Here is a 13,218-nt window from a genome sequence, read left to right as displayed (position 1 = left end):
CATGGAACGGTCTGCATACACTGGCCGGCCGAAAGACAGTTCGGCCGGTCCCGGCAGGAAGCAGAGACGACAGGTGACAGAAGCGATCCTCCTGGTCGGCGGTAAGGGCACGCGGCTGCGCCCGCTCACGGTGCACACACCGAAGCCCATGGTCAGAGCGGCCGGGGTGCCGTTCCTCACCCATCAGCTGGCGCGGGCGAAGGCGGCGGGGGTCGAGCACATCGTGCTCGCGACGAGCTACCTGGCCGAGGTCTTCGAACCGTACTTCGGAGACGGCTCGTCCCTGGGCCTCCACCTGGAGTACGTCACCGAGGAGGAACCGCTCGGCACCGGCGGCGCGATCCGCAACGCGGCGTCGCGGCTGCACTCGGGCCCCGACGAGCCGGTGCTCGTCTTCAACGGCGACATCCTGACGGGCCTGGACATCGGCGCGCTGGTCCGCACGCACGGGACGACGGGCGCGGACGTCTCCCTGCACCTGACGAAGGTGACGGACCCGAGGGCGTACGGGCTGGTCCCCACGGACGACACGGGCCGGGTCCTGGCGTTCCTGGAGAAGCCGCAGACGCCGGAGGAGATCGTCACCGACCAGATCAACGCGGGGGCGTACGTCTTCCGCCGCTCGGTCATCGACACCGTCCCGGCGGGCCGCCCGGTCTCGGTCGAACGGGAGACCTTCCCGGAACTCCTCGCCACCGGAGCACACCTGCAGGGCATGGTCGACTCCACGTACTGGCTGGACCTCGGCACCCCGGCGGCCTTCGTGCGCGGCTCGGCGGACCTGGTCCTCGGCCGCGCCCCGTCCCCGGCGGTACCGGGCCGCTGCGGCGACCGCCTGGTCCTGCCCACGGCCATCGTCGCGCCGGACGCCAAGCTGACCGGCGGAACGGTGGTGGGCGAGGGCGCCTTCGTCGCGGAGGGAGCGCGTGTCTTCGGCAGCACGATCCTCCCCGGCGCGGTCATCGAACCGGGCGCCGTCATCACCGACTCCCTCATCGGCACCCGCGCCCGCGTCGGCACCCGCTCGGTCCTCACGGACACGGTCATCGGCGACGGCGCGGTCATCGGCGCCGACAACGAACTCCGCTCGGGCGTCCGGGTCTGGTGCGACGCCCGCATACCCCCGGCCTCCCTCCGCTTCTCCTCGGACGCGTCGTAACCGCGGACAGCCGCGCCTCCCCAGTGCCGTAGCTGCGGACAGCCGCGCCTCCCCGGCGTCGTAGCCGCGGGCGGTCGCGCTTCCCCCGGTGTCGTAGCCGCGGGCGGTCGCGCTTCCCCCGGTGTCGTAGCCGCGGGCGGTCGCGCTTCCCCCGGTGTCGTAGCTGCGGGCGGTCGTGCCGCCGGGGCGGCACGGGTGGGCGCTGGGGGCACCCCCTCCGGGGGAGGCACCCGGCCGGCGCCGGGCCGCGCGACCCACCCCCGCCCCGCACCAGCGCGGGGCACCTGTCAACGCGCCCCGGACCCCACCCCGTCAGAGCCGCTCGATCCCCCGCGGAGCCATCCGCGGCGCCCGCCTCCCCGGCACCCGCCCGCTCAGCAGCACCAGCCGAGCCGCCCGATGCCGCTGCCCGGCATACGGCTCCAGCAGCCGCAGCATCGCCGCATCGTCCGCATCCCGGTCCCCGCCCAGCGCGAACCCCACGATCCCCGGCAGATGCAGATCCCCCACCGTCACCGCGTCCGCCGCCCCATGACTGCGCTGCACGGTCTCCGCCGAGGTCCACGGCCCGATCCCGGGCACGACCTCCAGCCGCGCCTGTGCCGCCGCCGGCTCCATCCCCGCCGCCTCCTCCAGCCGCGCGGCGACCCGCACCGCCCGCAGGACCGTCGACGCCCGCTTGTCGTCCACCCCGGCCAGGTGCCACTCCCAGGACGGGATCAGCGCCCACGTCCGCGGCGCCGGCATCACGTGCATCCGCCCGGGCGCGGGCCCCGGCGCCGGTTCGCCGTACTTCCGCACGAGCAGCCGCCACGCCCGGTACGCCTCCAGCGTCGTGACCTTCTGCTCCAGGACCGACGGGATCAGCGACTCCAGCACCAGCCCGGTCCGCGCCAGCCGCAGTCCCGGCCGCCGGTGCGCGGTGAGGGCCAGCAGCCGGTGCCGCGGCACGAACGCGGACGGGTCGTCCTCGGCGCCCAGCAGCCGCGGCAGCCGCTCCAGCAGCCACTCCGCGCCCGGTCCCCAGGCCTCGCCCCGCACCTCGCCGCCGCGCGCGGTGACCCGCAGCGTGCCCGGCCCGGCCGGCGTCCGGCTGGCCCGCCACACCGACCCGTCCGGCATCGTCCGGAACGTCGGATCGCCCGGCCCGCGCCGCAGCGGCCCGAGGACCAGCCCCAGGTCCAGCGGCCCCTCCGGCACCCACACCCGCACCTTCCCGGGTACGACGGCCTGCCGGGGCGCCGGCGTCCCCCTCGCGGGCACGACGGTCTCCCCGCCGCGCACTGTCGTGCGCACGGGCCGGGGAGCGAAGCGTCCTGCCACGGCGAAGCCCCTGGGACGGGAGACGGAGGGGCCCCGCGGAACGAGGGGCCCCTACGAGGGTAGGGCGTCGCCGGGGTGCGTCACCGCACCTCGATGAACGCCTCCGCGTCCCGCTCCGCCCGCGGCCGCGGCTCCTCGGCGGGATGACCGACCGCGACGGCGCCCATCGGGTCCCAGTCCCGCGGCAGCCCCAGCACCTCCCGTACGACGTCCCGGCAGAACATCGTGGAGGACACCCACGCCGAGCCCAGCCGCTCCCCGGCGAGGGCGACGAGGAGGTTCTGCACGCCCGCGCCGGCGGCGACCACGAACATCTCCCGCTCGGCCCCGTCGCGCCGCGCGTCGCCGTAGGTGTGCGAGCCGTCCATGACCAGGCAGGGCACGACGAGGTACGGCGCGTTGCGCAGCACGTCCCCGCGCCGCACCCGCCTGGCGATGGACTCCTCGCTCCTGCCGTCCCGTCTCAGGTCGGCGATCCAGGCGTCCCGCATCGCGTCCAGCAGCCGGGTGCGGGACTCGGCGGACTCCAGCAGCACGAACCGCCACGGCGTCGTGTGGTGCGGCGCCGGCGCCGTGACCGCCGCGGCCACCGCCCGGCGTACGGCGCCGGGATCGACCGGCTCGTCCGTGAAGGCCCGTACCGTACGCCGCTGGGTGACCGCCTGGCGCACCGCCTCCGACGTGCCGAGCCGGAACATGTCGTCGCGCGCGCCGCGCACCATGGCCCGCGCCCCCTCGCCGTCGTCCCCGGTCACGACCTGGGGCAGCCCGCTCACGACGGCGACGGGCAGCCCGGCGGCCTTGCCCTTGACCAGGTCGCCCGCGGCGGCGAGTTCGTCGGCGGTGGCGACGACGGTGGCGCCGAGCGGGTTGCCGTGCGCGTCCGTGCCGCCGCGCAGGTCGTCGAGGACCCGCACGCCCGCGGCGCCGATCGCCACGTCGGTGAGGCCGGCCCGCCAGGGACGCCCGAACGTGTCGGTGACGACCACGCCGACGTCGACGCCCAGCGTGTCCCGCAGGCCGTCGCGGATGGCCCGCGCGGAGGCGTCCGGGTCCTCGGGCAGCAGCAGCACCGTGCCGGCCGGGGTGTTGGAGGCGTCGACGCCGGCCGCCGCCATGACCAGGCCCTGCCGGTTCTCGACGATGCGCAGCGCCCCGCGCCGGGCCACCACCCGTACGGTCTCGGCGTCGATCGCGGCCTCCCGGTCGGCGGCCCGCACGACGCGGCCCTCCGCCTTGGACACGATCTTGGAGGTGACGAGGAGCACGTCCCCGTCGGCGAGCCCGGGTTCGGCCGCCGCGATCAGCTTGGCCAGGTCGTCGCCCGGCTGCACCTCCGGCAGGCCGGGTACCGCCCGGACCCGGTAGCCGGGAGCACCGTCGCTCACGCCTGACGCACCTCCTCCGCCAGCGTCAGCGCCTCCTGCGCCATCCGGGCCGCCGCGTCGACGTCGGTCATCATCAGCGGTACGGCGCGGCAGAGGATGCCGGCCGCCTTGACCCGCGTCACGGCGTCCGCGTCGACGGTGTCGACCAGCCAGCCGTCCAGCAGCCCCGAGCCGTAGTGCTCGGCGACCGCCGCGGCGGTGGACTCCACGCCGACCGCCGCGAGGACCTTGTCGGCCATCCCGCGCACGGGCGCGTCCCCGACGATCGGGGAGAGGCCGACCACCGGTACCCCGGCGTCGGCGATCGCCTCCCGGATGCCGGGCACGGCGAGGATCGTGCCGACCGAGACGACCGGGTTGGAGGGCGGGAAGAGGATCACGTCCGCCTCGGCGATGGCCTCCAGGACGCCGGGCGCCGGCTTCGCCTGCTCGGCGCCGACCGGCACGACCGCCTCGGCGGGGACCGAGGCCCGCAGCCGCACCCAGTACTCCTGGAAGTGGACGGCCTTGCGCTCGCCGTCCAGCTCGACGGCCACGTGCGTCTCCACGCGGTCGTCGGTCATGGGGAGGAGACGCACGCCGGGCTTCCAGCGGTCGCACAGCGCCTCGGTCACCGCGCTGAGCGGATACCCGGCGGCGATCATCTGCGTCCGCACGATGTGCGTGGCGAAGTCGCGGTCGCCCAGGCCGAACCACTCCGGCCCGACGCCGTAGGCCGTGAGTTCCTCCTTGAGGTGGAAGGTCTCGTCGGCCCGCCCCCAGCCCTGTTCCTCGTTGATGCCGTCGCCGAGCGTGTACATCACCGTGTCGAGGTCCGGGCAGACCTTCAGCCCGAAGAGGTGGATGTCGTCGCCGGTGTTGCCGATGACCGTGATGTCCGCGTCCGGCGCGGCCCGCTTCAGACCACGCAGGAACCGGGCACCGCCGATGCCGCCTGCCAGAACCACAATGCGCATGCGCCCAGTCTCGCAGGCGGGTACGGCACCGCGTCAGCCAGTCGTCACCGCGTCAGCCCGGTCGTCACGGCGTCCCGGCCGCGGCACCGGCGTCGTGGGGCGCGGCGGCCGAGCACCGCGCGGAGTGCATGGGCATCTCGGTGAGGCCCGGGTAGTAGACGTGCAGGCTGACCGCCGGCTCCAGCGTGTCGTTGACCACCTCGTGCGCGTACCCCGGCGCGAACACCTTCTGCGTCCCCGCGCCCAGTGCGCGCGTGCCGCGCTCCGTGTGCTCGGTCAGGGTGCCGTCGAGGACCGTCCACACGCCGGAGGAAGGGCCGTGGTCGTGGCGTCCGCTGCCCTGTCCCGGCAGCCAGGACAGCAGCCAGACCTCGTAGCCGGGTCCGGTGCGCAGCCGGTGGTACCAGCGCGTCGTCGCGTCGTAGCGGACGAGGTGCTCCCACTGGGAGCGGTCCGCGGCGAGGGAGCGGACCAGCCCGGCGAACTCGGCGACGGTGGCCGGGTGCTCGCGCGGTGCCTGGAGGAGGTGCGGGACTTCGAGGATGTCGCCGGCGATCTGGAGGTCGCTGTCGCTGTTCATGGGTGCGGTGGTTCCTCGGCGGAAGGGTGCGGGGGAGCGCGGGGAAGAACGGGATGCGGAGAACGCCCTGGCCGGGGCGTGGGGCGTGGGATCACACGGCCGGGTCGGTCGGACCCGGTTCAGCCGGAGCGCGGTCGGCTCAACAGCTGGAACGGCGACAACAGCTACAGCGAGCGCGGGCAGCACCGTGGGACCCGGCGGTGCGGGTCGGGGCGAGTGCCGAGTTCGCGAGCATGCCCACTAGGACAGCGGCTCACACCAGCACTGTCAACTTGATGCCCGTGATGTGGGACGTGTTTCACCCCATCCGGTCCATCTCGCAGATGAAAGGTTTGCTCAGGCGGCTTCCGGGACACATGCGGCACAAGCCGGGTGCACGACCTCCGTTGCGATCCTGTGATCCGAATGTGATCCGGTTCGCTTCGGCGTGTGCGTCGGAACGAGATCGAACGCCGGGGCGTCCTCCCCCGTACGGGTTCCGTGCGGGGCCGAGGGCTCCTGTGGCCTCGTCGGCATGTCAAGGTTTATGGCGATTTGAACACTTTCCGCACAGCCTTGGTTCTGCAGAGTGAATAAGGGGCCCAATAGCAGATCTCGGCTTGACTCGCCCGGATCGGCACACTTGTAATTTCACTCGTGTCGTTCAGCCGGAATCGATAACGGCTGGATCACGGGGACGTGAAGGACGGACGAGGGGCGCACATGACCGAGCTGGTGCAGCAACTGCTGGTCGACGACGCGGACGAGGAGCTCGGCTGGCAGGAGCGCGCACTGTGCGCCCAGACCGACCCCGAGTCCTTCTTCCCCGAGAAGGGCGGCTCCACCCGGGAGGCCAAGAAGGTCTGCCTCGCGTGCGAGGTCCGCTCCGAGTGCCTCGAGTACGCCCTCGCCCACGACGAGCGCTTCGGCATCTGGGGCGGCCTGTCCGAGCGGGAGCGCCGCCGCCTGAAGAAGGCCGCCGTCTGACCCGCCGCCCGACCCGCCGTCCGCTCCGGCGGCCGGCCCGCCGCCCGACGGACGGCGCACCCTCCGCGTGGACGACGCACGTGCACGACGGACATGAACGGCCCCTCGCAGGCGGGCCGTCCACGGGCGCAGGGCCGTCGTGCCCGTCCGCCCCCGGCCACCGCCCCTCGACGAGGCGCTCCGCGCCGCCCCGTTTGATCTGCCGATAGTGTGGGCGCTCGTCCGAGACGCCCCGCCGTTCCCCACAGGCACGGGTGTCCACCGCAGTCCATCGAACCGGGGCCCGTACCTCGATGTCCGTGCACAGCCACACGGCAGCCCAGCAAGACCTCGCTGCCGCACCTGAGTTCCCGCGCCACGTGGTGACCGCGGTCCTCGTCTCCCACGACGGGGCCCGCTGGCTGCCCGACGCGCTCGCCGGGTTGCTCGGCCAGGAGCGCCCCGTCCAGTACGCCGTGGCCGCCGACACCGGCAGCGCCGACGACTCCGCCCGGCTGGTCACCGAGGCCCTCGGAGACGACCGCGTGCTGCACCTCGCCCGGCGCACCGGCTTCGGCCAGGCCGTCGCGGAGGCCGCGCGCACCGCACCGCTCCTCACCTCAGAGGACCTGGCGTACCTGCGGCGGCCCAGCGGCTGGGACCCCGTCACGCGCACCTGGCGCGACGACGCCTACGACCTGCCCGAACTCCCGCACGGAGAACCGGTGCAGTGGCTGTGGCTGCTGCACGACGACTGCGCCCCCGAACCCGACGCCCTGGCACAGCTGCTGCGCGTCGTGGACAACGAGTACGAACTCGGCCGCGAGGACGTCGCCGTCGTCGGCCCCAAACTCCGCGGCTGGTACGACCGCCGGCAACTGCTGGAGGTCGGCGTCTCCATCGCCAACTCCGGCCGCCGCTGGACCGGTCTGGACCGCCGCGAACAGGACCAGGGCCAGCACGACCACGTCCGGCCCGTCCTGTCGGTGTCCACCGCCGGCATGCTGATCCGGCGTGACGTCTTCGAGCGGCTCGGCGGGTTCGACCGCCTGCTGCCCCTGATGCGCGACGACGTCGACCTGTGCTGGCGCGCGCACGCCGCCGGACTGCGTGTCCTGGTCGCCCCGGAGGCGGTCGTACGCCACGCCGAGGCGGCCTCCCGCGAACGCCGCGCCGTCGACTGCGCGGGGCGCACCACCGCCTCCCCGCACAAGGTGGACAAGGCCGGCGCCGTCCACACCCTCCTCGTCAACGTCCGCACCGCCGCCCTGCCCTGGGTGCTGCTGCGCCTCGTCGTCGGCACCCTGCTGCGGACCCTCGCCTATCTCGTCGGCAAGGTCCCCGGCCAGGCGCTGGACGAGATCCGAGGCCTGCTGAGCGTCCTGCTGCGGCCCGAGCGCATCATCGCGGGACGGCGCGAACGGGGGCGCCCGCAGATCGGGAAGGACGAACTGCGTCCCCTGTTCCCACCCCCCGGCGCGACCGTCCGCGTCACCGTCGAACAGATCGCGGGCAGTCTCGCCGGCGGTTCCGAGGCCGAAGCGGCCACGGGCGCCGGGCGGCACGGCGGCGCCATCGAGTCCGGTCCGGGCGGCGACGACGCCGACTTCCTCGAGGTCGAGCAGTTCGCCCGCCTCAAGCGCGTGGCCCGCAAACCCGGTCCGGTGCTCTTCCTGGTGCTGATGCTCGTCTCCCTGGTCGCCTGCCGCGCGCTCCTCGGCGGCGGCGCGCTGGCGGGCGGCGCGCTGCTGCCCGCCCCGGCCGGCGCCGGCGAGCTGTGGTCGCGGTACGTGGACACCTGGCACACCGTGGGCACCGGCGGCACCGCCTCCGCCCCGCCCTACCTGGCGATCGTCGCCACGCTCGCCTCCGTCCTGCTCGGCTCCGCCGGACTGGCCGTCACCCTGCTGCTGGTCTGCTCGGTGCCCCTCGCCGGTGTCACCGCGTACTTCGCCTCCCGCCCGCTCGTGCCCTCCCGGCTGCTGCGCGCCTGGGCGGCCGTCGCCTACGCCTTCCTGCCCGCCGCCACCGGCGCGCTCGCCGGCGGCCGCATCGGCACCGCCGTCCTCGCCGTGCTCCTCCCGCTCGCCGCGCGCGCGGCCGTCGCGGCCGCCGGCCTGGCGGGCCGGTCCGGCGCGCGCGGCAGCTGGCGCGCCACCTGGGCGTACGCGCTGCTGCTGACGATCACCACCGCCTTCACACCCGTCGTGTGGCCCCTCGCGCTGCTGCTCGGCGTGGGCGTCCTGGTCCTGCGCCGCGGCGACATCGCGGCGTACGGGCTGCGCCTGCTCGCCCAGCTCGGCACGCCCCTGCTGCTGCTCGCGCCCTGGTCGCTGTCGCTGTTCCCGTTCGACTTCTTCGACGAGGCCGGCCTGGAGTACGGCTCCTCGTCCGCCTCCGCGCTCGACCTGCTCGGCGCCAGCCCCGGCGGCCCCGGCACGGTCGGCGGACTGCTCCTCGTCGGCATCGTGCTGGCCGCGCTGGCCGCCCTGCTGCGCTCCGAGCGGCAGGGCGCGATCCGGGCGGCCTGGGCCGTCGCACTGGTCGCCCTCGTCCTCGCGGTCCTGTCGAACCGTTCCGCCTGGGCGGGCCCCGCCACCCTCGTCTACGGCCTCGCCCTGCTGTCCGCCGCCGTCCTGGGCGCCGACGGCGCGCGCTTCCGCGTCGCCGAGCAGAGCTTCGGCTGGCGCCAGCCGGTCGCCGCTCTCATCGCCCTCGCCTCGGCCGTCGGCCCGCTGATCGCCGCCGTCGGCTGGATGACCGGCGGTGCCGACGGGCCCCTGGAGCGGCGCGACCCGGTGCAGGTCCCCGCGTTCGTCGCCGAGGACAGCGTCACCCGCGACCAGGCCCGCACCCTCGTCCTCGACAGCGACTCCGCCGCCCACGTGAGCTACATGCTGGTCCGCGGGGCCGGGGTCCGCCTCGGCGACGGCGAACTGGCCGCCGACGGGGGGAACGGCGGGCTCGACAAGGTCGTCGCCAACCTGGTGGCCGGCTCCGGCGCCGACCAGGCCGGTCAGCTCGGCGGCTTCGCCGTGCGCTACGTCCTCGTGCACAAGGGGGCGCCCCACGACATCGTCCGCGTCCTGGACGCCACGCCGGGGCTGAGGCGGCTCAGCCAGCAGGACGGCAGCGGGCTGTGGCAGGTCGACCGGGACGTCGCGCGCGCGACCGTCGTCCCCGGCCACGGCACCGCCACGGGCGAGCCGCAGCCGGTCGCCGCCGGGCCCGTGGAGATCCACACGAAGATCCCGTCCGGTGCCGAGGGCCGCGTCCTGCGCCTCGCCGACACCGCCGCCGACGGCTGGACGGCCACCCTCGACGGCAAGCCGCTCACCCGCACCACGGTCGACGGCTGGGCCCAGGGCTTCGAACTCCCCGCCTCCGGCGGCAGGCTGGACGTCACCTACGACGATCCGCTCACCCACACCGCCTGGCTGTGGGCCCAGGGACTGCTCGCCGTCGTCCTGGTGGTCCTCGCCCTGCCCGGCCGGCGCCGCGACGTCGACGACGACCTGCCCGACGAGCCGGTCGTCCCCGCCCAGGCGGTCGCCGGCGAGGGACGCCGGGCACGCCGGCTGCGGGCCCAGGCGGAGGCCGAGGCCGGCACCGGGGACGGGGACGGGGACGGGTCACCGGACCCCGCCGAGGCACCCGCGCCGCCGCAGGAGTCCCCGGCGACGGTCCCGCAGCAGGCGTCCGGCGCATGGGACCCGGCCGGCCGGCCGGATGCCGGGTACGGCTCCTACGGCACGTACGGCGGCGAGCAGTACCAGGACGCCCAGCAGTACGACCCGGCCGCCTACGGGCAGCAGCCGTACCCGACGGACGCCTACCAGGGTGCTCAGGACGGCCAGTACGCCCCGTACGCCTACGGCGACCCGGCCCCGGCCGCCGGCCATGACCCCGCGTACGACCAGCCGTACGACCAGCCGTACAGCCAGGGCGGCTACGACGCGCCGTACGACCCTTCCCAGGCCCACCGGCCCCACGGCACGGGCAGTGAGCGTCCCGACGGGAGCCAGCAGTGAACCGCACCACCCTGTCCCTGATCGCCGGCGCCACCGCGCTCGCCGCCGTCACCGGATTCGCGGCGCTGACCACTCCGGACGCCTCCGGCGCGGACCCCGCCGGCGCGACGGCCACGCGGCTGCCCGTCGAACGGACCAGCCTGCTGTGCCCGGCGCCCAGCACCTCCGACCTGGCCGAGACGTCGTACACGTCGTTCACCCCCGTCACCAAGGGCACCGACGGCAAGGGCGAGGCCCGGCTCGCCGCCGCGACGGAGGAGCCGGGCGGGAAGGGCGACGAGAAGGCCCGCAAGCCCGTCGTCCGGCCCGGAGCCCCCGGCACCCCGGTCACCGCGAAGACCACCGGCGCCGACACGCCCGCGTTCGTCGGTACGGCGGAGGGGAGTCACGCCCCCGGCTGGACGGTGCAGCAGACCACGGAGGTCGCCGCCGGCACGGGCCGCGGACTGCTGGGCGTCAACTGCACCGCGCCGGACACGCAGTTCTGGTTCCCCGGCGCCGCCACGACGGCCGACCGCACCGACTACGTCCACCTGACCAACCCCGACGACTCGGCGGCCGTCGTCGACATCGAGCTCTACGGCAAGGACGGCGCCGTGAAGTCGTCGGTGAGCGACGGCATCACGGTGCCCGCCCACGGCAGTGAGTCGATCCTGCTGTCCACGCTCGGCGACGCGCAGGAGGCCGACCTCACCGTGCACGTCGGCGTGCGCAGCGGCCGGGTCGGCGCCGCGGTGCAGGCCCTGAGCGACAAGACCGGCGGCGACTGGCTGGCCGCGGCCGCGGACCCGGCGGACAGCCTGGTGCTGCCGGGCATCCCCAAGGACGCCACGGCCGTACGCCTGGTGCTGTTCACGCCCGGCGACACCGACGCCGACCTGAAGGTGCGGCTCGCGTCACCGACCGGGCTGCTCACGCCCGCCGGGCACGAGACGGTGCGCGTCAAGGCGGGCATGACGACGGGCGTCGACCTCGGCGAGGTCACGCGCGGCGAGGCGGGGTCGCTGGTGCTGACGCCGACGAACCGGTCCGTGCCGGTGGTGGCCGCGCTGCGGGTGGTGCGGGGCAAGGGCACGGCGCAGGAGACGGCGTTCATCCCGGCCTCCGGCCCGGTCGGGGCGCGCGCGACCTCGGCGGACAACCGGGCCAAGGGCACCACCCTGTCCCTGGCGGCGCCCGGGAAGGCCGCGCAGGTGAAGGTCACGGCGTCGGCGGGCAGCGAGGGCGGCACGACGGTGTCCCGGACGTACACGATCAAGGGCGGCACCACTCAGGACGTCGAGCTGCCCGTCCCTGCGGGCCTGAAGGGCACCTACGCGCTGACGGTCGAGCCCCTGTCCGGCGGCCCCGTGTACGCGGCCCGCACGCTGACGCGGCCGGAGGACGACGACGCGGCGGCCTTCACGGTGCAGACCCTCCCGGACGACCGGGGGACGGTGGCGGTCCCGGAGGCGGCGGAGGACCTGTCGGTGCTGCAGAGGTGACGGGCCGGGGCCGGTCCCGCCGGACCGGCCCCGGGCCGCGCCTCAGTCCTCCCCGTACCGCGGATCCACCGTCTCCGGCGTGAGCCCGAGCAGCTCCGCGACCTGCTCGACGACCACCTCGTGCACCAGGGCCGCCCGCTCGTCCCGTCCCTTCGCGCGGATCTCGACGGGCCGCCGGTAGACGACCACGCGCCCGCGCCGGCCGTCCCGCGCGGGCACCGTGCCGCCCAGCGGCACCGCCTCGTCGTTCCAGCCCTGTCCGGCCCCGTCCAGCCGCGGCACCTCGAGGACGTGGAAATCGATGTCGGCGAGCTGCGGCCACCGCCGCTCCAGGCGCTCGACGGAGTCCTGCACCAGGTCCGCGAACAGGTCGGCGCGGCTGGCGGCGAGCGGTACCTGCGGCGGTGCGATCGGGCCGCGCATGCCCCGGCCGTGGCGATCACGACGGCGGGGTCCCGGGCGGCCGGCCTCACGGGGTGTCAGGGGGTTGTCCATCACTGGTGAAGGGTAGTCCCCGCCGCCTCCGCACGCCGGACCCCGCACGACACACCGGGCACCGCCACGACACCCCGGACCGCGTGCCGCCGGACGACTGTTCAGGCCAAGGTCGGACTCGATTCCGTATCTCTCCGTGACCGTGGGTCTCATGGCAAATGTCGCTGTTTGTATCAGCTTATGACCGCCTTCACGTCTGACCGGGATGCCGAAAATCGGCGTCGGTGCAGGTCAGACGGTCGCGCTCGGAGGTGTGCGTGACCCGTCTCACATCGCGACACGGTGGTGTGACCTGGCGGGGGATCGTCGCGGCCCGCTCAAGAGTGCGGTACCGTCCAACATCGTGAGCCCTGTACGTCGCTGTTCGCGCACCGCCTGCGGCCGTCCCGCCGTCGCGACGCTGACGTACGTCTACGCCGACTCGACCGCGGTCCTCGGCCCGCTCGCCACCTACGCCGAACCCCACTGCTACGACCTGTGCGCCGAGCACTCCGAGCGCCTCACCGCCCCGCGCGGCTGGGAGGTCGTCCGGCTCCTCGACGGTTCGGCCCCGGCCCGTCCCAGCGGCGACGACCTGGAAGCGCTCGCCAACGCGGTGCGCGAGGCCGCCCGCCCCCAGGAGCGTGCGGCGGGGGCCGGAGGCGGGACGCGATCGGCCGACCCGATGGAGGTCGCGCGCCGCGGCCACCTGCGCGTCCTGCGCTCGCCGGACAACTGAGCCCCGTCCGCCCCCGTCCGCCGGGCGCGACGGTCACCGGAACTCTCTCCCGAACATCCGTTTCCCGCACGCCCGCCGTCGCCATCTTGCTGTGAACGCGACCATTCCGGGAGTCGCGAGCGAACGCTTTCGCATGGCG

General features: G+C 74.9%; 10 protein-coding genes. 5 read left to right on the top strand and 5 right to left on the bottom strand.

Annotated elements, in window-relative coordinates; genetic code table 11:
- Positions 1-73 precede the first annotated feature (73 nt).
- Positions 74-1,159: a mannose-1-phosphate guanylyltransferase gene (manB, locus tag ACZ4V6_RS25670; RefSeq protein ID WP_467831649.1), complete on the top strand. Its 1,086-nt coding sequence runs from the start codon at positions 74-76 to the stop codon at positions 1,157-1,159.
- A 312-nt stretch (positions 1,160-1,471) separates the two neighbouring features.
- Here the strand turns inward: manB and ACZ4V6_RS25665 are convergent, their stop codons facing one another.
- The 4 genes from ACZ4V6_RS25665 to ACZ4V6_RS25650 form a co-directional block, all read right to left on the bottom strand.
- The gene (locus ACZ4V6_RS25665; RefSeq protein WP_467831646.1) at positions 1,472-2,482 is read right to left on the bottom strand and encodes a DNA-3-methyladenine glycosylase family protein; all 1,011 of its coding nucleotides are present in this window, start codon (positions 2,480-2,482) and stop codon (positions 1,472-1,474) included.
- Between the two features lie 80 nt (positions 2,483-2,562).
- A complete protein-coding gene (locus ACZ4V6_RS25660) occupies positions 2,563-3,870 on the bottom strand; it encodes a coenzyme F420-0:L-glutamate ligase (protein WP_467831643.1) in 1,308 nt (435 codons plus the stop codon).
- Positions 3,867-4,826, bottom strand: a complete 960-nt coding sequence (cofD, locus tag ACZ4V6_RS25655; protein WP_467831640.1) for a 2-phospho-L-lactate transferase — start codon at positions 4,824-4,826, stop codon at positions 3,867-3,869. Before cofD ends, ACZ4V6_RS25660 begins: the two co-directional genes overlap by 4 nt.
- Before the next feature lie 64 nt (positions 4,827-4,890).
- Positions 4,891-5,406 (bottom strand): cysteine dioxygenase, encoded by a 516-nt coding sequence (locus ACZ4V6_RS25650; RefSeq protein ID WP_467831637.1) that lies wholly within the window; start codon positions 5,404-5,406, stop codon positions 4,891-4,893.
- Positions 5,407-6,108: 702 nt separating this feature from the next.
- Here ACZ4V6_RS25650 and ACZ4V6_RS25645 point away from each other — a divergent pair.
- The 3 genes from ACZ4V6_RS25645 to ACZ4V6_RS25635 all read left to right on the top strand — a co-directional run bounded on the left by ACZ4V6_RS25645 (position 6,109) and on the right by ACZ4V6_RS25635 (position 11,866).
- The gene (locus ACZ4V6_RS25645) at positions 6,109-6,372 is read left to right on the top strand and encodes a WhiB family transcriptional regulator (RefSeq protein ID WP_006134669.1); all 264 of its coding nucleotides are present in this window, start codon (positions 6,109-6,111) and stop codon (positions 6,370-6,372) included.
- Between the two features lie 293 nt (positions 6,373-6,665).
- A complete protein-coding gene (locus ACZ4V6_RS25640) occupies positions 6,666-10,382 on the top strand; it encodes a glycosyltransferase family 2 protein (protein ID WP_467831633.1) in 3,717 nt (1,238 codons plus the stop codon).
- Positions 10,379-11,866 (top strand): DUF5719 family protein, encoded by a 1,488-nt coding sequence (locus ACZ4V6_RS25635; protein ID WP_467831630.1) that lies wholly within the window; start codon positions 10,379-10,381, stop codon positions 11,864-11,866. The genes ACZ4V6_RS25640 and ACZ4V6_RS25635 overlap by 4 nt, the downstream gene beginning before the upstream one ends.
- A gap of 42 nt (positions 11,867-11,908) precedes the next feature.
- Here the strand turns inward: ACZ4V6_RS25635 and ACZ4V6_RS25630 are convergent, their stop codons facing one another.
- Positions 11,909-12,361 (bottom strand): metallopeptidase family protein, encoded by a 453-nt coding sequence (locus ACZ4V6_RS25630; RefSeq protein WP_467832002.1) that lies wholly within the window; start codon positions 12,359-12,361, stop codon positions 11,909-11,911.
- Between the two features lie 343 nt (positions 12,362-12,704).
- Here ACZ4V6_RS25630 and ACZ4V6_RS25625 point away from each other — a divergent pair, with 343 nt between their 5' ends.
- Complete coding sequence (locus ACZ4V6_RS25625) at positions 12,705-13,079, top strand: DUF3499 domain-containing protein (protein WP_467831627.1); 375 nt, start codon at positions 12,705-12,707, stop codon at positions 13,077-13,079.
- The last annotated feature ends 139 nt before the right edge of the window (positions 13,080-13,218 follow it).

It is taken from the genome of Streptomyces sp. NPDC029152 (assembly GCF_055564355.1).
The sequence above is the reverse complement of the archived record's forward strand: the minus strand, read 5'-3'. Positions and strand labels throughout refer to the sequence as shown.

Excerpts from the sequence above, each read along its gene's own strand:
- cofD (WP_467831640.1), bottom strand. The coding sequence starts at position 4,826 with ATGCGCATTGTGGTTCTGGCAGGCGGCATCGGCGGTGCCCGGTTCCTG.
- ACZ4V6_RS25650 (WP_467831637.1), bottom strand. The coding sequence starts at position 5,406 with ATGAACAGCGACAGCGACCTCCAGATCGCCGGCGACATCCTCGAAGTC.
- ACZ4V6_RS25645 (WP_006134669.1), top strand. The coding sequence starts at position 6,109 with ATGACCGAGCTGGTGCAGCAACTGCTGGTCGACGACGCGGACGAGGAG.
- ACZ4V6_RS25640 (WP_467831633.1), top strand. The coding sequence starts at position 6,666 with ATGTCCGTGCACAGCCACACGGCAGCCCAGCAAGACCTCGCTGCCGCA.
- ACZ4V6_RS25630 (WP_467832002.1), bottom strand. The coding sequence starts at position 12,361 with ATGGACAACCCCCTGACACCCCGTGAGGCCGGCCGCCCGGGACCCCGC.